Annotated in this window: 15 protein-coding genes; 13 read left to right on the forward strand and 2 right to left on the reverse strand. The window is 47.6% G+C overall.

Annotated elements, in window-relative coordinates:
- The first annotated feature begins 220 nt into the window (after positions 1–220).
- The 3 genes from D9Y29_RS04595 to D9Y29_RS04605 all read left to right on the forward strand — a co-directional run bounded on the left by D9Y29_RS04595 (position 221) and on the right by D9Y29_RS04605 (position 4,452).
- A complete protein-coding gene (locus D9Y29_RS04595; RefSeq protein WP_127125459.1) occupies positions 221–2,671 on the forward strand; it encodes an outer membrane beta-barrel protein in 2,451 nt (816 codons plus the stop codon).
- 335 nt (positions 2,672–3,006) lie between these two features.
- The gene (ung, locus tag D9Y29_RS04600; RefSeq protein WP_127125461.1) at positions 3,007–3,681 is read left to right on the forward strand and encodes a uracil-DNA glycosylase; all 675 of its coding nucleotides are present in this window, start codon (positions 3,007–3,009) and stop codon (positions 3,679–3,681) included.
- 21 nt (positions 3,682–3,702) lie between these two features.
- Positions 3,703–4,452, forward strand: a complete 750-nt coding sequence (locus D9Y29_RS04605) for a lysophospholipid acyltransferase family protein (RefSeq protein WP_127125463.1) — start codon at positions 3,703–3,705, stop codon at positions 4,450–4,452.
- Positions 4,453–4,798: 346 nt separating this feature from the next.
- Here D9Y29_RS04605 and D9Y29_RS04610 read toward each other — a convergent pair whose 3' ends face one another.
- Entirely contained in the window at positions 4,799–7,264 is a 2,466-nt protein-coding gene (locus tag D9Y29_RS04610; RefSeq protein ID WP_241237850.1) for a putative LPS assembly protein LptD, read from the reverse strand.
- Positions 7,265–7,564: 300 nt separating this feature from the next.
- Here D9Y29_RS04610 and D9Y29_RS04615 point away from each other — a divergent pair, with 300 nt between their 5' ends.
- From D9Y29_RS04615 to D9Y29_RS04655, 9 genes are all read left to right on the forward strand, one after another.
- Positions 7,565–8,596 (forward strand): N-acetylmuramoyl-L-alanine amidase family protein, encoded by a 1,032-nt coding sequence (locus D9Y29_RS04615; RefSeq protein WP_127125467.1) that lies wholly within the window; start codon positions 7,565–7,567, stop codon positions 8,594–8,596.
- Positions 8,597–8,627: 31 nt separating this feature from the next.
- The gene (locus D9Y29_RS04620) at positions 8,628–9,506 is read left to right on the forward strand and encodes an N-acetylmuramoyl-L-alanine amidase family protein (RefSeq protein WP_127125469.1); all 879 of its coding nucleotides are present in this window, start codon (positions 8,628–8,630) and stop codon (positions 9,504–9,506) included.
- A 100-nt stretch (positions 9,507–9,606) separates the two neighbouring features.
- Positions 9,607–10,599 (forward strand): MlaD family protein, encoded by a 993-nt coding sequence (locus tag D9Y29_RS04625; RefSeq protein ID WP_127125471.1) that lies wholly within the window; start codon positions 9,607–9,609, stop codon positions 10,597–10,599.
- A 4-nt stretch (positions 10,600–10,603) separates the two neighbouring features.
- Entirely contained in the window at positions 10,604–12,595 is a 1,992-nt protein-coding gene (locus D9Y29_RS04630; RefSeq protein ID WP_164735258.1) for an OstA-like protein, read from the forward strand.
- A 98-nt stretch (positions 12,596–12,693) separates the two neighbouring features.
- Positions 12,694–13,152, forward strand: coding sequence for a hypothetical protein (locus tag D9Y29_RS04635; protein ID WP_127125475.1), 459 nt, complete (start codon positions 12,694–12,696; stop codon positions 13,150–13,152).
- 178 nt (positions 13,153–13,330) lie between these two features.
- Positions 13,331–14,080: a DeoR/GlpR family DNA-binding transcription regulator gene (locus tag D9Y29_RS04640; protein WP_127125477.1), complete on the forward strand. Its 750-nt coding sequence runs from the start codon at positions 13,331–13,333 to the stop codon at positions 14,078–14,080.
- 44 nt (positions 14,081–14,124) lie between these two features.
- Positions 14,125–17,217 carry a SusC/RagA family TonB-linked outer membrane protein gene (locus D9Y29_RS04645; RefSeq protein WP_127125479.1) on the forward strand — a complete coding sequence of 1,031 codons (3,093 nt, stop codon included), beginning with the start codon at positions 14,125–14,127 and terminating at the stop codon, positions 17,215–17,217.
- Between the two features lie 25 nt (positions 17,218–17,242).
- Positions 17,243–18,841: a SusD/RagB family nutrient-binding outer membrane lipoprotein gene (locus D9Y29_RS04650; RefSeq protein ID WP_127125481.1), complete on the forward strand. Its 1,599-nt coding sequence runs from the start codon at positions 17,243–17,245 to the stop codon at positions 18,839–18,841.
- Positions 18,842–18,857: 16 nt separating this feature from the next.
- Entirely contained in the window at positions 18,858–19,649 is a 792-nt protein-coding gene (locus D9Y29_RS04655) for a DUF4397 domain-containing protein (RefSeq protein WP_127125483.1), read from the forward strand.
- A gap of 186 nt (positions 19,650–19,835) precedes the next feature.
- On the opposite strand, the gene D9Y29_RS04660 is transcribed toward D9Y29_RS04655, so the two are convergent.
- Positions 19,836–21,077, reverse strand: coding sequence for a nucleoside recognition domain-containing protein (locus D9Y29_RS04660; protein WP_127125485.1), 1,242 nt, complete (start codon positions 21,075–21,077; stop codon positions 19,836–19,838).
- Between the two features lie 191 nt (positions 21,078–21,268).
- Between D9Y29_RS04660 and ychF the strand changes: the two genes are divergently transcribed.
- Positions 21,269–22,366, forward strand: coding sequence for a redox-regulated ATPase YchF (ychF, locus tag D9Y29_RS04665; RefSeq protein ID WP_127125487.1), 1,098 nt, complete (start codon positions 21,269–21,271; stop codon positions 22,364–22,366).
- The last annotated feature ends 5 nt before the right edge of the window (positions 22,367–22,371 follow it).

A 22,371-nucleotide genomic window follows, 5' to 3' on the forward strand; every position in this document is an offset into this window, starting at 1 on the left:
GGTGGTAACACAAAACTGGACAGGTAAATCCAGACCACGAAAAGTTCCTGACGAATACTGACCGTACACTGATGGAATACCATTATGGATGGACGAAAACCTTTGTCATGTTCAGCCGGGCTTCCGTCATGCCATAAGCCTTGTTCAACATGATTATTTCCTGGCGCTGTAACCCTTTGCCAAATTTGCTGAAACCTTCATCGCTTTAACAGCTAACGTCATGAGAACAATCTTTTTATTCCTCTTTTTCACTATTTCAATTTCTGATCTGGTGGCCCAGGGCAGGTTCCGGGCAACGGTCGGTGGTCAGATCAAAGATATACAAAACGAACCCGTTTCCGGAGCAACGGTAAACTTATTGATGGCCGGAGATTCCACTGTAGTGATGCGCCTTACGTCGGCGAACAATGGCAGTTTCGAGTTAAAAGTCGGCAGCCCTGGTATTTACCTTCTGGCTGTATCAGCAATCAGTATGGAGCCTTTTATCAGTCTCCCATTCACTATCGACAGTGCGGGCAAAAAGCTGCAGTGGCCGGCCATCATTCTTCGTCCACAGAAAAAGTCCACCCTGAAAGAAGTGGTGGTCACTGCAAAAAAACCGTTGCTGGAATACGATCTGGACAAAACCATCGTGAATGTGGAATCGATGATCGGCGCAGCAGCAGGCAGTTCCCTGGAAGTACTGGAAAAAACACCGGGAGTAACCGTAGATAATAATGGGGAGATCACCATGAACGGTATGCAGAGCGTTACTGTGCTGATAGACGGAAGACCTACCTATATGAGCGGCCGCGATCTGGCAGCCTATCTCCGCTCCCTGCCAGGCAGCCTGCTTGAAAAGATCGAGCTGATCACCAACCCTCCGGCAAAATATGATGCCAATGGCGGTACTCTCATCAACATAAAACTGAAAAAGAAAAGAACACAGGGTTACGCAGGCAGCGCCACCCACAATTCGAATATTGGAAAACGATACAGGACATACAATTCCATCAATCTGAATTATCTCAACAGGAAGGTCAACTATTTCGGCAACTTCAGTTACAGCCGATATACTGAACGTAACAAAAGTGCTGACGACAGGGCATTCTTCACATCCGGCGGGCAACGCACTGCCGCCACCAAAGTGGAAAACGATAACGATACCCGCAGTGATGAGTTCTCTGCCAGACTGGGAATGGACTACAACCTCAACAAGAAAACAACACTGGGCTTTATCCTGAATGGCAACACCAGGAAAAGGAATGACGGATCGGAATACACAACACGAATGTTCAGTACCAACAATATTCCCGATTCCACCGGCAGGGGCAATAACTCCACCCATGGCAGGTGGGAACAATTTGGAGCCAATGCCAATATGCAGCACCGGTTTACAGAAAAAGGAGAAGAAATAACGGCGGACCTCAATTATATCCGGTACAATAACAGGAGTACACAGGACCTGAACAATTATGTAGAGGACCAGTCCGGCCAGGTGGGCGATATCAACAGGTTCCTTTACATGCTTCCTTACAGTACGGATGTATTCACCGCCAGAATGGATTATTCATTACCGCTGAAAAACAAGGCAAGCTTCAGTACTGGCCTCAAATCAGGGCTGGTAAAGAACAATCATCAATCCGACTATTTTTCTATTCCCGAAAGCAAGCCTGTTCCGGACTACAGTAAATCCAACCACTTCATCTATCGTGAATATATACACGCAGTTTATGCAAACGGGCGAAAGAACTGGAAACGGTTCGGTCTGCAGCTCGGCCTGAGATGGGAATACACGCAAACAAAAGGCAACCAGCTGGGTAACGAGGTAGTGGCCCCGTCTGTGTTCAGGCGTAACTATCATTCCCTTTTTCCATCTTTCTTTACTTCCTACAAACTGGATAGTGTTGGGAGAAACACACTGGCACTCAGTTATGCCAGGAGGATCAACCGGCCGGGCTATCAACAGCTCAATCCCTTCCTGTTCTTTATTGATCAGTACAGCTATTCCACAGGTAACCCTATGTTGAATCCCACAATCGCCCATCGCTTTGAACTGAACTGGCGGTACAAACAATTACTCACCACCCGGTTGTTGTACGAAAGGCAGGATGATGGGATAGCGAATGCCACAAGGATCGATAAGAACACGCAGATCAACAGGCCGGAAAATTTCGCTTCCCGCGATCTGCTGGCGTTGCTGATCAACCTGAGTGTGAGACCCGCCAAATGGTGGAACCTGAACTTTCATATTGCAGGAGCAAGATTCAGTACAAATGGAAAACTGTACAGCCAGTCGATCAACCTTCAGCTCTATACCTGGAGAACACAAATTCAGAATCAGTTCAGCATAAGCAAAACCTGGAGCGCAGATCTCTATGCCACATATCAGGCGCCGAATATCAATTTCCAGACCTACGTGAAATCCAGGCATTGGGTAAATGCAGCCGTTCAAAAGAAAGTACTGAAGAACAAAGGTTCCATCAAGCTCAACCTGGAAGACATCTTCCATTCCATGGGGACCAGGGAAGAGAACAGAGGCCTGGTGAATGCATATTCCTTCCGCACCAATGATCCCGATACAAGGCGCATAGCCATTTCCTTCAGCTATAATTTCGGCAAGGAGATCTTTAGTCGTAAACGTAAATACAATGATGATGCGGCCGATGAATTGAAAGAGCGGGCGCAGTAAAGGGTTTCCTGATTCCATTTTTTTTGTTCCCGCTCTCGAAAACACGATGGCGCTGGCTAAAAAGGTTGTTACATTTTATTTCGCTGTGCCCACTCGCTCGCCTCCCGGTGAGTGAGTTTTGTTTAGTCGCCTCTGGCGACGCGGTGTTCGCCGGAGGCGAACAAATAGAAGTCACTCGCCGGGAGGCGAGCGACTGCCAACTCTCCGCCCTTCGGACTGGCCCCCAAGCAATGTAACAGCAGAGAAATATCCGATTGTGATTACGCCTGTGCATATGCCAGGATTGCTCAGGGAGTAAATAATATTTTCTATTTTTACCCGAAACTTACTTTCGCATGGATGTAAAAATCGATGAAAGCTGGAAGGTTGCACTGAAGAATGAGTTCACCAAGACCTATTTCCTTGAGATCGCTACTTTTCTGCGTACAGAAAAGATGACCGGAAAGACCATCTATCCTCCGGGCGGGCAGATCTTCAATGCTTTCAACCTGACCCATTTCGACAATGTGAAAGTGGTGATCCTGGGGCAGGACCCCTATCACGGTGCCGGACAAGCGCATGGCTTATGCTTTTCGGTAGCGCCGGGCATCAAGCCGCCTCCTTCGCTCGTGAATATTTTCAAGGAAATGCAATCAGACCTGGGATTGCCCATCCCCAATCATGGCACCCTCACCAAATGGGCGGAGCAGGGTGTGTTGCTGCTCAATGCCAGTCTCACAGTGCGTGCCGGCGAACCGATGAGCCATGCCAAGATCGGCTGGGCGCAATTCACTAATTCCGTGATCAGGAAAATATCCGATGAAAAAAAGAATGTGGTATTCCTGCTCTGGGGAAAGTTTGCGCAGGAGAAGCAGGAGCTGATAGATGTAACGCGTCATCATCTGATATTGAAAGCTGCGCATCCGTCGCCGTTCTCAGCAGATTCCGGCTTTTTCGGTTGTAAGCATTTTTCCAAAACCAACCAGTTCCTTGTGCAAAACGGTATCGACCCAATCGATTGGGCGCTTTGATCTATCTTTGCCCTTTTACTTATGCATATTCTCAAAGCCATCATAGGAAGGATCATGGCCGCCTGGGCCGCTTTACTATTTACAGTAACCCTGCTGATCTTCATGATCCCCTTTCTATTATTCTGCTATTTCCTTCCGGACCCAAAGAAAACCTATCGCTTTCTGAAGATGGCGCGTGTATGGATGCAGGTATTCCTTAACGGTATCGGTTGTCCGCTCCGCGTGACCGGCCAGCATCATTTCAAGAACGGAGAGAATTACATCGTAGTCTGCAATCATAATTCTTTCATGGATGTTCCCATCAGTTCTCCCTTCATTCCCGGCGGTAATAAGACCATTGCGAAGATCGAGATGAAGAAGATCCCCATCTTCGGTCTTATCTATCAAACCGGCAGTGTACTGGTAGACCGCAAAAGTGAGCAAAGCCGTAAAGGCAGTTATACAAAAATGAAGAATGTTTTAGCGATGGGACTTCACATGTGTCTCTACCCCGAAGGCACTCGCAACAAAACTGAGCAACCCATCAAAGCCTTCCACGACGGCGCTTTCAGGCTAAGTATCGAAACAGGCAAAGCCATCATTCCCGCTCTCATCTTCAACACCCGTAAGGTACTCCCCAGCTCACCTACTTTCTACGTAATGCCTCATCGTCTCTATTTCGATTTCCTTCCCCCCATGTCAGCACTCCCCTCCGAAAGCACCGCTGAGTTCCGCGACCGCGTCCACCAGGTAATGGAAGCCCATTACGTGCAGCACTATAAAAACAGATAATAAAAAAGTGGAATTGAAAAAAAATAAACAGAAGCATCACCAACAAACATTCTCCCTATAAACGGTCAGCATCAACATCACGCACCCCACTGTTCCCATTCACAAACACTGACGCACCCTCACCTTTCCCTCCCCCTCTCAGTGTGCTGTAGCAAAGGGATATTGTCTTTTCCGGGCCTCCGAAACGTAAGCCCCACAGCTCATCTTTGTACCACAGCCCCATCCAACCAATCCACTGCCCATAAAATCAACCAAACGCGCGGTTCGTTTCACAGCCGGCAAAGACAATATCCCTTTGCGAAAACGCAAAACAATACCTCTTTGCTACAGCACACCCCCTCCCCGCTTATTGTCCGTAGAAGAAGCGCGTCCTATTGATCTTCAGATCCCTCAGCAATCCGCTCTTCGGATTGATGGTGATATTGAAGGTCCTGTACAAACCAACGGGTGTAACGTTGATGGACATCTGCCAACAGTGCATTTCTCGGCTAAGCGAGAGGGTTAGCGACTGAATGGATGAAGACTTGAAATCGTAATAGCTGCTTGCGCCCATTTTCCATCTGGGCGTTAAGTTGAAGTCTCCGTTCACGTTGATACTGGCATTGGAAACCGTTTCCCAGCCTTTGTAATCCGGACGGAACTGTCGTGAGAAATTATAGGAGAATGAAAGATTCACTGACCAGGGAATATTGAAATCGGCAAACTCGGAAGGATTGCGCCTGGCATATTCAAGTTGCGCCTGTTGTTCTTCCAGTGTAAGTGGCGGCAGGCCCAGGTCTTTTTCGGCTTCTTCCTGTTCCTTGGCCTTTTTCTCATCTTTCGGTTTACTCTGGAAAGTAGTGGAGATAGATACGCTGCCGCTGGTGATGCGACCGGGTTTGAAGCCACCGCCACCGGCCCACATGTATTTATTAATTCTGTAACCTGAGCTGTCTACCTGGTAAGGGTCCAGTACGGCGCCCGCTGTGATATTGATCTTCTCAAAAAGGGTACTGCGCGCATAGAGACTGAATGGCGCCAGTTTGAAGGAGTCGGCTACCAGGTTATAGCTACTGTTGAAACCGAAACCATCGATCAGCCTGATCTTTTTGATACCGCCATTGGCTGTATCTTTTTTGCTGCGGACCTTAGCTTCGATATTATTATCGATTCCGAAACCGATACCGCCGAACACACCTTCGGAAAATGGACCATAAATGCTGCCCTCGTAATAAGACGCACGAACCGTTCTTTTGGAAGCAGTATCAACATTGAAATCATACCAGTCATTTGCGGCGAGATCAGGTTTATAGCTCAGTGAAATGTTAGGACGAATAACGTGGCGGATCGCCTGGAACTTGCTGTTCTTTCCAAAACCTTCGTATTTACCAAAAAGGGCTGTATTCAAACCAAGACTGAATGATATATCCCGCGCCTGATAAAAACCATTAGCATTGGTAACGGTATCCACCTTATTGGTAACCGTGTCTAATCTCTTCATCAGTCTTCTCGAATACCATTTTTCTGAATAACTAATGCCCGGTGCAATCTGAATAGGTCCCAGCGGAGGCAATGACAATTGAATAGGAATATTGTGCTGTGCACCCCATTGCATGGTGTCCAGGATCTTGCTCACGTTGAAATCCCTTTCATATACACTGATCTGGTTGGCAAAATTGGTATTGAGACCGATACCCAACTTCTGGTACCATTTTGGTGTGCCTACCATTTCCTTCGGCTGGAAAGGATAAAAAGTATTCACTGTGAATGCAGCCGTAGGCAGGCTCATGTTGATGAGTGTGGATACGTTGTTCTGGCTATGGTTGGCGCTCAGGGTGAGGTTGAACTTATTGTCCCAGTTCTTCTGATAAGAAATGGAAGAGCTCAGCTGGTTCTGGAAATTGAGCGTTGGGTTATTGGCCACATACTGGTTGTACTTGGTAGATCCTGCATTCACGTTGGCGGAAAATGATGTTCCCGGCCTGGCCCTGCTATCTACCGAATGGCTCCAGTTGATATTGAAGGTTTGCGAAGTAGTATACTCCTGTTTTGCCGTATTACTGAGAATTCGTGTATTCTGGAACGATAGGTTCATACTTCCGTTATAACGGTAACGCTTACGGTAAGTGGGAGATAAATAAATATTATATCCTCCGTAGGAATAGATATTGGTGCGGAGGGTAACATCGAAATTATCGTTGAGTACCTTATAATAACCAAGACCTTCAAGTCCGATACCGAACTGTTCACTGGCCGCGAATTGTGGCGGGAGCAAACCGGAATGCCTTCCCTGTGAGATGGGAAAGAATCCGAATGGCAGGTAAATAGGTACAGGGACCCCTTCGAATTCCGGGTGGATGGGGCCAGACACTGCCAGTTTCTTGTTTACGAGTTTCATCTTCTTCGTTCGAAAGGCAAAGTGCGGTGTGTCCAGGTTACAGGTTGTCATTTGTCCACGGAGTGCATAGTAATCCGTTTCATTGATCTTCTTGATGGTTTCCCCGTGCACGAACATTTCCCCCTGGGCGGTGGTGGTGGATTTGGTAAGACCGCGCTGGGTCTTGAAATTGTATCGGATCATGTCAGACTCCATCTTGGTATCTGCCTGCACCATTTTGGGGCGGCCGATCATCTTACCGGTAGAGTCGCGACGGAATACGGCAATCACCATATTACTGGGCTGGTCCAGCTCGATGCTGTCTGCCGTCAGCTCCATATCTTTCTGCTTCACCGATGCCTTACTGAAGAGGATGATCTTTTTTGTTTTCACCTCCATCACCATGGAATCGGATGCGGCATAATTCACGGGGGCATCGAGCGAGTCCTTTGACATCTTTATACTGAAAGTATCCGTCTTTGTTATGAGAGAGTCCTTACGTTGGGGGATCGTATCGCTCTTCGGAACCTTAGATGTGTCCTGAAAAGCAGTTAATGAATTGTAAAAATCATAATCTGAATTGTAATTCGCGCGTAGATTGGACGTTATTAGCAAAAGTGATACGAATAAAATCCATGCTGAACTCTGTTTTAAGCTATTTTTGCGTCCGTTAGTCATAATGCAGTGGGAGCAAAAATAAACAGAAAAGCATTAAGATGTTGTGAAGGTTTCGTTTCCTGAAAAATTGAACATGTAATGATTAAGAGAGTTTATTATGTATCGTTATTTCTCGTTTCGCTGATTGCCCTTGCGGCATTCACGGTTAATCCCCCCGTTACACCGCAACAGCAGAAGCCTGCACTGAGTACTATTATTATCGATGCGGGTCATGGCGGCGTGGACCCCGGCGCATTGGGGCAGCATTCCACCGAAGCGGAAATCGCATTGAGCATCTCCCTCAAGCTGGGAAAAGCCATCGAAAAAGAGATGCCCGGTGTGAAGGTGATCTATACCCGTACCACCGATGTACTGGCTGGTGGCGGCACCAATGTTCAGCAGAGTCTCCGCTACAGGGCCAATATGGCCAATGAAGCAAAGGGTGATCTCTTTGTGAGCATCCACTGCAATGCCGCCGGCGTCAAAGCCGGGGGCTGGTATGCCAAGCGCGTGGTGGGACATAAGAACAAGACCATTTATGTTGGAAAAGGAAAGAAGAGAAGAAAGAAAGTGGTGAAGTCTCCTATATATGAAAGTTATTATGTAAAGAACTGGCAACATGGCACCGAGACCTATATCTGGGCAGCCGACCGTGGCGGCTTCAAGGGTGAAGCCATCAATCAAAGCCAGGAAGAAGGTGGTGAGAATGTGGAGGACAGCACGAATATCCTGGACCTGAATTCTCCTGAAGCGCGTATCCGCGCCCAGTTATATGAAAAGAAATATTTCGCCAAGAGTCTGACGCTGGCCACTTTTGTTGAAGAGGAATTTGTGAAGGGCGGACGTGTTAGCCGCGGTGTGAAACAGAGAAATGAAAAAGGCATCTGGGTGCTGCAGGCAACGGGCATGCCCAGTGTGCTGATCGAAACAGGATTTGTAACACATACTGAAGAAGAACAATATATCATAAGCGAAAAAGGCCAGGCGGAGGTCGTGAACAGCATTCTCGCTTCGCTGGTCCGTTACAAAGCTGCATTGGAAGGCAAGCAACATCCGTCAAGCGAGCAGAACGCTCCGGCCGGTACGGAAAGCCAGTCACAGTCAGCACCTGTTAAAGACAGTCTGAAATAAATTTCCCCGTTTGTAAACCGATGAGTATAGCATGTTGAAAACAATCCTTCAAGGCCTTACCATTTGTGTTGTAATTACGGCACTCACCTCATTCCAGCAGGCTCAGGAGCAGAAGCCATCTTTCAAAACTATCATAGTTGATCCCGGCCATGGCGGAAAAGCCATCGGTGCGCGTGGAAAAACTTCAACAGAAAAAGCAGTTTGTCTTTCCATTTCCCTCAAACTGGGGAAACTCCTGAGCCAAATCCCGGGTGTGAAAGTGGTATACACCAGAACCACAGATGTATATGTGGATAACCGTTACAGGGCGGAACTGGCCAATAAGCATAAGGGGGATCTTTATATTTCCATCCATGCCAATTCAGCCCCGCCCAGAGTAGTGAAGAAAAAAGTAGGTTCGAGGAAAGTAACTTACTACACCGGAAAAGGTAAGAACAGGAAGAAAAGAACGAAGATCGTTCCTACATACAAGACCTACAAGTACCCTAATGCTGCAAGCGGTACCGAAACCTATATCTGGGCCGCTGACCGTACAGATGCTAAAGGAGAATATGTGGGCGAACGGATCTCTTCCGATGAAGAATATACGCCGGATATCGAAAGCCCGGAATTCAGGGTGAAATCGATGTTGTGGACGAAAAAATATTTCGATAAAAGCCTTAGCCTGGCCACGATGGTGGAACAGGAATTCGTGAAAGGAGGCCGGACCAGTCGTGGAGTGAAACAAAGGAACAATGAAGGCATCTGGATCCTGCAGGCCACGGCAATGCCCAGTATCCTTGTGGAAACCGGCTTCATCTCCAACAGGAATGAAGAGATCTACCTGAGCAGCGCCAAAGGACAGGAAGCCATTGCCAAACAAATTTATCAGGCTGTAAAGCGTTACAAATCCTCGATGGATGCCAAATAGGCCCCGGCAGTTGTTCCAATTGTTTTATTTTTGCTGCGGCCATCAAAAAAACGCATCTTGCTGCCTGATTTGAAAGGATATAGCGCTAAAATTCACTAGCATGAAAATTTCTAATGAGACTAAGGTTGGATCGCTTACAGCAATTGCCATTGCCGTGCTGATCCTAGGATTTAACTTCCTGAAGGGAAAAGATTTCAATACCACCAAGCATAAATTATTCGCCGTATTTCCTGCCGTAGAAGGTTTGATGATCTCAAACCCTGTAACCGTGAATGGACTGCAGGTAGGAAAAGTTACCTCCATTGAGGCGAAAGACAAGAGCCTGACCGGCATCATCGTAGGCATCACCCTTACACAGGAAGTGAATATCCCCAACAATTCTGTAGCGTCTTTAAGTACTGACCTGCTGGGCTCTTCCACTACCCTGAAAGTGTTCCTCGGTAATTCTTCCACCCTGGTAAACGATGGGGATACGCTGAGCACAAGGCCCATCAAAGGACTCACCGATAAGCTCCAGGCCAGCCTCGATCCTGCTCTCGCCAGCGCCACTCAAACGCTGCATTCACTGGATACACTGGTCAATAATCTTAACAGCCTCCTCGATCCCCATACTAAAAATAACCTGGCTGCCATCATCGCCAACCTCACCCGCTCCACGCAAAACCTCAACAAACTGTTGGACGCGCAAACCGGCATGCTGGCCAAAAGCCTCTCCAATGTTGAATCTGTAACCGGTAATCTCGCCAAAAGCAATGAGAAGATCACTGCTACTGTAGATAACCTGGAAAAGACTTCTAACAGTCTCGCCAATGCGAAGATCAAAGAAACCATCGACAACCTGGAGTCTGTTACCAGCAAACTCAGCACGGCTGTGAGCAAAACCACCCAGAAAGACAATACGATGGGCCTCCTGTTAAATGATCGCAAATTGTACGACGAGCTTCGCCAGACCAACAGGAGTTTGACTACTTTGCTCGACGATTTCCGCACTCATCCCAAGCGTTACGTGAACATTTCCGTGTTCGGCCGTAAGGACAAAAGCGGACCGTTAAAGGCACCTATTTATGATTCTGTCTCCAATAAAGGCAACTAAACTCATGAAGCAATATTCAGCCCTGCTGGTATTGACGCTGCTTTTTTGCTTCAAAGGTTTTGCTCAGTCCACCGATACTACAGGTAAAATGGTGGAATGGCTGAACTCCGAAAAATTCCGCTTTGAAAAGAAAGACTCCGTTACTGAACTCAATATCTGGGTAGGAAATGTTATCGTAAAACAGAACAACACTACTTTTTACTGCGACTCTGCCATCTTCAATAAAAGGAACAGGACCCTGGAAGCCTTTGGGAACGTACATATCAATGATGCCGACAGCGTACATACCTATAGCCAGTACCTGCTCTACTACATCGATACACGAATTGCCAACCTGAAGAAAAAAGTAAAGCTCACAGACGGCAAGATCACACTCCATACAGAAGAGCTTCGCTACGATGCCAATGAAAAGATCGGCGACTATTATAATGGTGGCCGCGTAGAGAATGGCAAGACCGTACTCACCAGCAAGGAAGGCACTTATTATGGTGAAATGAAAGACGTATATTTCAAAAAGGATGTGGTGCTGAAAGATCCCGGATCCACACTCAGGTCAGACTCGCTCCTTTACAATACGGAAACAGAGATCGCCACCTTCATTACAAAGACCACTATCACTGACACAACCGATAAGAATATTGTAACACGGGAAGGCACATACGATGTGAAGAACAGGAAGGCTTATTTTTCAGGCCGCCCCGTGATCACAGACGCCAGGGCCCGCACCCGTATTGTAGCCAACCAGATAGACCGGAACGATGAAACCGGCATCAGCACCCTCACTGGTAACGCAGTGTACATCGATTCAGCACAGGGCGTTTCCGTGCTGGCAAACTACATAAGGGCCAACGGAAATGAAGGAACATTCTTCGCCACCCGGCAACCACTAATGATCTTAAAACAGGAATCCGACTCCATATATATTGCAGCTGATACTTTGTTCTCGGGAAGACTGAGCAAATTGCAGCAAGACCTGGATTCGATCGCAGCCGTGAATGCGAAAAGGGATAGCCTGGTTCGCGCAGAAGCTGCCCGCAGGAAAGCAATCAGGGATTCCACGGCACTAACGCAGATCAATGTTCGAAAAGATACCGGAAAGGATTCTGCGCTGGTCCCTGCCTCCAATATGATCGACAGCGCCATGGCGGCTGTGGCGGACAGCGCCACGAAAAAGATCCCGCTGAAAGATACAGCTTCAGATCAGGAAACGCATGTGCAGCGATTGCGGGATATGGCAGATTCCACCCTGGCCGCGGCTGTTGCGGACACCGTAGCAAAACTGCCACCGGATACGGCGCAGGCGGCACAAATAACCAGGGTCCCTCCTGTTGCCACTGCTCCGGAAAAAGATACTCCGGTAACCAAACCACCCTCAAAGAAACCAGCCAATCCCGTTGTGATCAATGATACCGCCAATGCCAATGACAGCACTGACCGCTATTTCCAGGCATATCACAATGTGCGGATCTTCTCCGATTCGCTGCAGGCTGTTTCAGATAGTCTTTTCTATTCCGGAAAGGATTCCATATTCCGGCTGTTTACTGATCCCATCGTTTGGTCCGGAGACAATCAGTTGACCGGGGATACTATCTTCCTCTATACGAAGAACAAGAAGGCCGACAAACTTTTTGTATGGGAGAATGCACTGGCCGTAAACAAGACGGGTATCGATATGTACAACCAGCTTAAAGGCAACCGCCTCACCGGGATGTTCATCGATGGAACGCTCGATTATATGCGTGCCAAAGGCAATGCAGAAAGCGTGTATTGGGTGAAGGATGAAGACAGCGCGCTGGTAGGGGTAAATAATGTGACCGGAGATATTATCGATCTTCGTTTCCTGAATAAGGAGCTTGACAAAGTGGTGGTGATCAGTGAACCGAAAGGTGTGATGCTGCCCGTTAGCCAGGCTTCCGAGCAGGAAAAATTCCTGCGCAATTTCAAATGGCGTGATGCACGCAGGCCCAAAACAAAATTCGAGCTCTTCGGTAACTAAGCGCTTCACATTTTTTTCACTTTCCTTTGCATCAACTTTAACAGGGCATACATCTGCACACTGGCATCATTTTCGTTTTTTCCATATAAACTGAAAATATGCAAAGGATCATTGTAACCCTGCTCCTGGCGGGCGCTTTTGTGATCAGCAGCCAGCATGCGAAAGCACAGGACTACAGGTTTGGGATCGGTCTTCGCCTGAGCAACTCCACTCCCACACTCAATAACTCCATCACCGGCAAGTACAATGTAACTGAGAGAAGCGCTGTGGAAGGAATGGTTTCCTTCGGATCACGTTTTGGACTGGGTGCATTGCTTGAACTGCACCAGAATTTCTCAACTCCCGGGCTGCGCTGGTTCTATGGCGCCGGTTTCTTTGCCGGATGGCAGGATAAAGAAACCTATCTGGGGCCAACCGGTATTCTCGGTATCGAGTATACCTTCCCGAAAGCCCCGATCAATATTTCCGCAGACTGGAAACCCGAACTCGATATCATCCCCGATATCAACTTTGTTCCCGACGCTTTTGCCATTACTGTGCGGTTTACCTTAAAATAAGTACCTTCAGTCTGCAACAAACTGCAATCGTACCGGCAAAAAGACGGCCTATTCCAGAAAATACCTGCAATTACTTGCGGTAGCAAAAAAAATAATGCCGATTTTGCCAATAATTTTAACACTTCATGCGGTTTTATGCAGGAATTTACTTTATTTTACTTGGTAACCAACTAACGCTATGCTCAAGAAAGAAAGACAGGCGTACATTTTACATCAGGTTAATCTCCATAACAAGGTGCTCTCTTCATCATTGAGCCAGGAGATCAGTGTGTCTGAAGATACAATCCGCAGAGACTTGCAGGAACTGGCGGATGAAGGCAAGATCATCAAAGTACATGGCGGGGCGCTTTCCCATAGCTTCAGCCAGGTTTATTATCCTTCCAACAACGTTTATTCTCTCGATAACAAGAAAATCATTGCCCAGAAAGCGGCATCGCTGATCGAGGATGGTATGTTTGTGTTGACCACCGGTGGCACCACCATCATTGAGTTGGCCCGGGCCCTGCCTCCACAGTTGAAAGCCACTTTCATTTCCGGCAGCATTCCAGTGGTGCTTGAATACATGCATCACCCTTCCATTGAAGTGATCCTGATTGGAGATAAAGTGAACAAGAACTCCAAGATCACGGTAGGTGCGGAAGCGATAGCGCAGATCAAAAGGATCCGTGCTGATCTCTGTTTCCTCGGCATCAATGCTATCGACATCAAGAACGGAATTACAGATAACGACTGGGATGTGGTCACTTTGAAGAAGGCGATGATCGAATCGGCACAGAAAGTGGTTTGCCTGACAATTGCCGAAAAGATCAATTCACTGCAGCCGATTCACATTGACGACATCAGCAAGATCCACACGCTGATCACTGAATTACCACCCGACGATCCTCTGCTTAAACCATACAAAGACGCTGGCATAGAAGTACTTTAGGTTCCATACATATTGCTGACTAATTAACGACAAACTAACTCGCTATGAGAAAAAAACTCCGGCTGGTGGTAATGCTACTCGTATTGCCATTCAGTACCCTTTTTGCCCAGGAAGGTTCCGTCAAGGGAACCGTTACTGATGCAAATAACGCCCCATTACCGGGTGTTACGGTAACAAACCAAACCACTCAGAGATCAACACTCACCAATGCCAATGGTAATTATCAGATTGCTGCCCGCTCCGGGCAGGTACTGCTGTTTACCTATGTTGGTTTCACGCCACAGAAAGTAACGGTAAGCAGTGATGTGGTGAATGTAAAATTGTTGTCTTCCGACAAACAACTGGGTGAAGTGGTAGTGACTGCCCATGGTATCTCACGTCAAAAGAAAAGCCTCGGTTACTCCACCCCCACCGTGGCTGGCGATGAAGTAACGCAAACACAGCGCGAGAGCTTCATCAATGGCCTCGCCGGCCGCGTACCTGGTTTATTGGTGAACCAGACCTCAGGTAACCCCGGCGCTTCCACGCAGATCATACTCCGTGGTATCGTTTCGCTGGATGGAGATAACTCTCCCCTGATCGTAATTGACGGTCTACCTATCGACAACTCCATTATGTCTGGCAGCGCGCTCGTTGGGAACCGTAACAACCGCGACCAGGATTATTCCAACCGCGCCATCGATATCAATCCGGCTGACATTGAAACTTACACGATCCTGAAAGGCCCCGAAGCCACTGCACTTTATGGTAACCTCGGTGCATCGGGCGCCATCGTGATCACCACTAAGAAAGCAAAAGCGGGATTCGGTTCCGTTACTTATAACAATGCGTTCAGGCTCGAAAAACAATTGAATTTCCCTGAAGTACAAAATGTATACAGCCAGGGGATCAGCAATGGGATCTACAACGGGGGCACCCGCAACTACTTTGGTCCCAAATATGCAGATACCGTGCAGCGATTTGATAACGTAGACCAGTTCTTTCAAACCAGTTTCAGCCAAAAACATAACCTGGCGCTTGAAGGAGGCAGTAGCGGCCTGAGCTATCGCTGGGCCAATGAATATTCAGACAACACCGGAACCATCCCCAATACATTATACAGGAGATTCTCTTCCCGTTTGTCTGCCACTGCCACCATCAATCCCATCCTTTCCGTAACTACCAGTTTCAATTATATCAATACCTATAATAAGAAAGCAAACAAAGGAGACAGGGGTTACCTGATGGGGTTACTCACTTTTCCATCTATTTACGATATAAACAAATGGGTGGATGAATTTGGTAACCGCGTCATTAACACCGGCACCATTTACAATGAAACCGATAACCCATTCTGGGATGTTTACAGGAATACGCAGGATGAAAGAGTGAATCGTTTACTGGCTAATTCCACGGTTACCCTCAAGCCGTTAAAATGGCTGACCATCAACGGTACTTTTGGCGCAGACGTTTCTACCAACACTGGGATGATGGTATACCATGCCCAATCCTACAAAGGCTCAGGAAGCGCAGGCTCGCCAACAGGCGGCCGCATTGAAGCCTACCAGGTTCAGGGAAGGATCCTGAACGGAGCCCTTACAGCTACTGCTACGCATAATTTTGGTAAATTCAATAACACCTATATCGTTGGTACCAATTTCAACGATTATAATCACACCACTACTGCACAGCTCGGTGAAAAAATGTATGATCCGAACTTTTACAGTATGAACAATACCACGCCTACCACCCAGCGTACCAAAACAACGCTTACACGTTACAGGGGACTGGGCGTATTTGCACAGGCGGTATTGGGATATGAGTCTTTATTGTACCTGACCCTTACAGGTCGTATGGATGCATCTTCCAGGCTGATGCCCAACACTCCTTATTTCTATTATCCCGCAGCCAGCTTTGCCTTCAATTTCAGTGAACTCTCAGCAGTAAAAGACCTGGGATGGCTCAGTTTCGGCAAGCTGAGAGCATCCTACGCATATACAGGTAAAGAACCGAGATCGGCCTATATTACTAAAACAGCACTTCAGCCTCAGTCAGGAACCGGCGGCGGCTTTGCTTTCAACGCGGCTGTTGGTGGAAACGACAGGCTTAAAGTTGAATTTTCCAAGAACTTCGAAACCGGCTTTGAATTACAGTTCCTGAACAACCGGCTGGGTGTGGACTTCACCTGGTATAATATGCTTTCTGAAAACCAGATCATCTCTCCAAGGCTCAGCTATGGAACAGGGTTTATCATCAAAGCACTGAATGGAGGTGAGGTAAGGAACAGGGGCATGGAAATCCAGCTCACAGGTACCCCCCTCAAGCAGAAAGATCTTTCATGGGACATAACAGTGAACTTTACACGAAATAGAGGTAAAGTAATCAGCGTGGCCGATGAACTGCCGGAGTACTATAATTCCGACACCTGGCTGCAGAACGGCGTGCGCGGGTCAGTTTATCCCGGCGCCAGCACGGGCGCTATCGGGGGCTGGGTTAACCAGCGCAACGAAAATGGCGACCTGCTGATCAGTCCAACCAATGGCCTTCCTTTACTGACTACTGATGGTACATTTTACCCAATTGGCGACAGAACGCCGGATTTCCTGGTGGGCCTTGTGAACAAATTCAATTACAAATCCTGGTCATTATCTTTCCTTGTAGATGTAAGGAAAGGAGGCGATGTATATAACGCTACCCAATATACGCTGTATACAACCGGCCTTAGTACCAAAACCCTCGACAGGGAAACACCCCGTATTGTCAAAGGAGTGCTGAAAGATGGACTGGAAAATACAAAAACACCTACCCAGAATACAATTGTTGTAACGCCTTATAACAATTCCGCCTTTTATACCTCCACATCCAATGGTATTTCACCTGAAAATTTTGTAGAAAAGGATATCAATGCGTTCCGCGTAAGGGATATAACACTTAGTTATTATTTCCCACAGAAATCACTTACCAAAGTAAAATGGGTGAAAGACCTCAGCCTGTATATAACTGCCACGGATGTGCTGTTGGTTACCAACTATTCCGGCATGGACCCGGACAGTAACGGAACTAATCCTTCAACAGGCGGCCTTGGAGGTTATGGTATCGATTTCGGGAACATGGGCAGGCCCCTGGGTGTGAATTTCGGAATGCGCGTAAAACTCTAATTCCTCAGTATTAAAGTACTTTGTTATGAAAAGGATACATCTCATTATACTTACCACAGCCGTTCTGTTTACTGCAGGCAGTTGTAAGAAATGGCTCGACATCAATACCGATCCGTCGAACCCGCAGGTGGCTACGGCCGAGATGCTGCTATCTCCCATCCAATGGCAGATCTCAGCTACTACCGCCAATGACTACCGCTTTTTGTTCAAAACCGTTCAAAACTGGTCCAGCATCAGCGCTGACAATAACTGGGAAACACATGGCTACGAACCAACACTGGATAATGGCGGCGCCATCTGGAGAATGTTGTACATAACCAGCGGTCCCAACCTCGAACTATTGATCAAAGAAGCAAGAGAAAATCAAAAGTGGACATTTGCAGGTATCGGCTATGCGCTCAAAGCGTTTGGCTTTCAGCTTGCCACTGACTTACATGGCCCCATCATCCTGGATCAGGCTTTCGATACAACGCGCCTTTTCTTCAACTACCAGGATCAGCCCGAAGTTTATGCACGCGTTCGTGAATGGGTAGATTCATCCATTGCCTGTTTCACCAGGACCGATGCTCTGAATTACTCTTCTTCATTGGCTTCAGCAGATCTCATCTATAAAGGAGACCGCGATAAGTGGAGAAAGTTTGCATATGCAATCCTGGCGCAGCAATACAGCCACCTGGTTAAGAAGGCAAACTTTGCCACGCAGTATGCAGACAGCGTAGTGAAATACGTAGATCTTTCTTTCACCAGTGCACAGGAAGACGCCACCATTTTGGCCGGTAATACCAGCTCCAGCGATATGAATGTTTTTTCACCAGGCGCCGCATTGAATCTGGTAAACCCTACAGCAGTGCAAACCCTGACAGGCAGGATCAGCCAACCGATCCTGAGCATGCTTACCGGAGGTGTAAGAGGCACCCCCACTCCTTCACCCACAGCATCCACAGACCCCAGGCTAAAAAGAATGATAGCTGCAGATCCTGTTGATGGCATTTACAAAGCAATCGTACCTACAATGGGAGATGCAACTGCGGGAAAAAGAGTGCCGCTGGTTTGGGGATACATCCCACCTGAAAAAAACACTTATGATGGCAAATATCTCTACTACCCTGCCAGCCCCTACCCAATCCTTTCTTACTCCCAGCTCCAGTTTGCAAAAGCTGAAGCACTTTTTATCAAGAACGAAACAGGAGCGGCTCATCAGGCATACATCAATGGCATCAATGGTCATATGCAATTCGTAAACCTTTATGGTTCGCCAGTTGATCCGAAGATCACCCAAACGGAGATCGACGATTATATGAGCAGCTCTGAAGTGGCGCAAACTGACGGAGAACTACAACTCTCCGATATCATGACGCAGAAGTACATCGCACAATGGGGCTGGGCAGGCATGGAAACCTTCAATGACCTTCGCAAATACGATTATGATACGGCCGTTTTCAAGAACCTGTATTTTTATCAGCCTGAAGACCTGTACCCCACCAACCTGGGAAAACTCTGTTATCGTTTCAGACCCCGGTACAATTCCGAAGTAGTTTGGAATAAAACAGAGCTTGCGAAATGGAAAGGAACTGATCCTAACTATAACACCTATCCTACCTGGGCAATGACTCCTGACCAGTAACCAAAATAACATCATCATGAAGCATATACTCAAAATATCATGCAGCGTTCTGGCCGGCATTATGCTGTTCAGCAGTTGTAAAAAGAATGAAATCAAATACGGAGAGTTTGACCTGGTGGGCGCCAATCAGGCCCTGTTTAAAGTGAATTATTTGTCGCAATACAAATCTGCCCCCAGTGTTGTTTTCATTATCGATGGCAAACGGGTGAATAACCCGATATCGGCCCGTACCCCATTTCCCGGTGGCGGCCTGAATACCGGTGGCGGCTCCACGGCAAACTATATGGTGTTCAATGCTGGCAGCCATGAATTTAAAGTAATGGTTCCATCCAAAATCACCAACCTGGACTCATTGGAATTGTACAAGACAAATATCTCTCTGGAGGCAGGCAAGTACCAGACACTACATATCACCGATACCGCTGAAAACACTTATAGCACGTTGGTGGTGGACGATCTCACAAGACCGGATTCAGGTGAGGTACGTTATCGTTTCATCAACCTGATCCCCAATTCTCCTGAATTGAATCTTTATTATGACGCTACATTGATGGCTGAAAAGGTCCCATATAAAGGGACTGTTGAGTTCTCCAAGCCTTCCGGCACAACAGCAGCGGCCAAAGGATGGTGGGTAAGAGACGCCAATGCCGGCACATCGGCTCCGGCACTCGTGTCTTACACTTCAAGTTCCGGCGTCAACAGTTCACAATCCAATCAGCGGGTATTCACGGTTTTCACTTCAGGTTATGCAGGACTTGCATCACCTGATACAAGAAGGCCATACCTTTCTTTCGTATTTAATTTATAATGATAAAATTTCCTGGTTAGACACACTACATTCATCGGTAACATGAGAAAACGGGCCGCCTTCACAGAGGCGGCCTTCTACTTTCGAAACGGCCAACTTTATTCTAGCTAGCAGGATTACACGAAAGAAAAAAAATCCCGGCTCTTGCAAAGCCGGGATGAATATGATCAAATATGCAATTTAGTCTCAACTACTCCAGGGCCAGTTGTACGCCAAAAATATCGCTGTAATGATCCCTGCCAGGTCCGCAATCAATGAAGCCGGGATCGCATACCTCGTTTTCTTTATTCCCACCGATCCAAAATACAATGCCACAATATAAAAAGTAGTATCGGCAGAACCCTGGAACAAACAGCTCAGCCTTCCAATAAATGAATCGGCGCCGTTCACCGCCATCGCATCGATCATCATGGCCCTGGATCCGCTACCGCTGAATGGACGCATCAACGCAGTGGGCATCGCTTCCACCCATTTGGAATCGAAGCCCATCGACTCCACGATGTACCTCAATCCATCCACCATATATTCAAACACGCCGCAATTACGCAGCACGCTGATGGCAACCAGCATGCCCACGAGATAAGGAATGATCTTCACCGCCACTTCAAAGCCTTGTTTCGCGCCTTCAATGAAGGCATCATATACATGCACTTTCTTCCAGACCCCGCCCAGGATCATGATGATGAAGAACAGCATGATCAGTCCATTACTGATGATCTTCGAGAATGCTGTGGCCGATTCATTGCTAAGATAATAACGGAGATAGAATCCCAGTCCTCCGAGAATCACCGCACCGATTGCTCCTACAATGATGATGGTAGTCCATTGTTTGCGGTTGAACTTTTGCCAGATGGCTGTAACGCAGATCGCCACCATGGTGGCCGTGAATGTACAGATGATGGCCGGAATGAATATCTCTGTGGGATTATTCGATTTGAGGATAGCGCGCTGCGCGATGATGGCCACCGGGATAATGGTAAGCCCGGAAGCATGCAGCACCATGAACATGATCTGTGAATTGCTGGCGGTATCCTTTTGCGGGTTCACTTCCTGCAGGCTCTCCATCGATTTCAAACCAAAGGGCGTGGCTGCATTATCGAGGCCCAGCAAATTGGCCGAGAAGTTCATCATCATATGTCCCATCGCCGGGTGGTTCTTCGGCAATTCAGGAAATAACTTATTGAAGAAAGGTCCTACAATGCGGCTCAGGAAACGGATAGCGCCTGCCTTCTCCCCTACATTCATGAATCCCAGGAAAAGCGCCATGATGCCGATCAGCCCGATGGAGATCTGCACCCCGGTATTGGCAGACTCGAAAACGCCGTCCATCAGGTTCTTGAACACATCCGTGTCGCCCATAAGCAACCGGATCAAAGCCACAATAAAAGCAATCAGGAAAAATGCGATCCAGAGAAAGTTTAATACCATTTGCCGGTGGTTTGTTGTTTACGGTTTGGTTAAAGGAGCTGCGGAACAGCCCTGAGTGCGGGTGACGACCGTTCCGGAATTATTGCCTAAGATAGTAGAAACCCCCGGAATACAGGCATTTAGCATCAGGAAAATGTAAAATCGATGCATTAATGTATCTTTGCGCGGCTAAAAACAGCAAATCAATAATCATGGGTTTAAAAGCAGGTATCGTAGGATTGCCGAATGTAGGAAAATCAACTTTGTTCAATGCGGTGAGCACCAGCGCCAAAGCGCAGGCCAGCAATTACCGTTTCTGTACCATCGACCCCAACGTTGGTCTGGTGGATGTACCCGATCATCGCCTCTCCAAACTGGCGGAACTGGTGATCCCCGACAGGATCGTTCCTACACAGATCGAAATTGTAGACATTGCCGGACTGGTGCGTGGCGCCAGCAAAGGTGAAGGTCTTGGTAACAAATTCCTCGGCAATATCCGCGAAGTGGACGCCATCATCCACGTGATCCGCTGCTTCGAAGATGAGAATGTGCTGCGCGAAGAAGGCGCTATCAACCCCGTAAGCGATAAAGAGATCATCGATACCGAACTCCAGCTCAAAGACCTCGAGAGCGTGGAAAAAAAGATCCAGCGCACAGAAAAAATGGCGCGCACCGATCCAAAAATGAAAGCTGAACTGGAAGTGCTCCTTCGTTGTAAAGCTCACCTGGAACAAGGCAAAAGCATCCGCGGACTGGATCTCGCCAAAGAAGAGCGTGTAGCCATTGCCGATCTCTTCCTCCTCACGGAAAAACCTGTTCTCTATGTGGCCAATGTAGATGAAGCCAGCATGCACACCGGTAACAAATATTCAGAAGCCCTCAAGGCTTCCGTTGCCAATGAAAATGCGCAGGTGATTGTGATGAACAATTCCATCGAAGCACAGATCGCGGAAATGGAAGATCCCGGCGACCGCGCCCTGTTCATGGAAGAATATAAAATGACTGAACCCGCGCTCAACAGGCTGATCCGCTCCACTTACAAATTACTTAACCTCTATACCTATTTCACGGCAGGTGTGCAGGAAGTAAGGGCCTGGACAATTCATGAAGGCTGGAAAGCGCCACAGGCCGCCAGTGTGATCCATACCGATTTTGAAAAAGGCTTCATCAAGGCAGAAGTGATCGGTTACGACGATTATATCCAGTATGGTTCCGAATCAGCAGCCCGCGATGCCGGTAAGCTGAGGATCGAAGGAAAAGAATACATCGTGAAAGATGGAGATGTGATGCATTTCCGTTTCAACGTATAAAAACA

Source organism: Pseudoflavitalea rhizosphaerae (assembly GCF_003991355.1).
GTDB lineage: Bacteria > Bacteroidota > Bacteroidia > Chitinophagales > Chitinophagaceae > Pseudobacter > Pseudobacter rhizosphaerae.